General features: G+C 44.4%; 1 protein-coding gene. It reads left to right on the top strand.

Annotated elements, in window-relative coordinates:
- Window positions 1–444 (top strand): Na+/H+ antiporter NhaA (locus A3762_RS07000; RefSeq protein WP_197469105.1); only part of this gene is annotated, 444 nt, incomplete at its 5' end.
- Window positions 445–496: the final 52 nt, after the last annotated feature.

Below are 496 nucleotides of genomic sequence, written 5' to 3'. Positions count from 1 at the left end.
GGCTTAAGTTTGGCGAAAGAACTCGAGCATGACTTCCATCCCTGGGTAGCCTTCTTTATTTTGCCGATATTTGCGTTTGCCAATGCGGGTGTATCTTTAACAGGCTTAGGACTTGATGCCTTTATGAATACCACCACGCTTGGCATTATTCTTGGCTTATTCGTCGGTAAACAAATAGGCATATTCGGCGCTTGTTGGCTTGCCATCAAAATTGGCCTTGCGCGCCTGCCAAATGGTGCCACATGGGGACAGTTATACGGTGTCTGCTTATTGTGTGGTATTGGCTTTACGATGAGTTTGTTTATCGGGTCTCTCGCATTTGAAGGCATCGAAGGCAATTACTCAGACAGTGTTAAGCTCGGTGTGCTTACAGGCTCTTTACTCTCAGCCATTGTAGGGTCAATCGTGATAAAACGTTATAGTTCTGCCGGCAATAAGGCCTAAACTTTTAATTCTTTTGACTATATAGCTGTTTTCTATACACTGCCGCTCAAAA

The sequence above is a fragment of the Oleiphilus sp. HI0125 genome (assembly GCF_001635355.1).
This window is presented reverse-complemented; position numbering and strand designations above follow the sequence as displayed.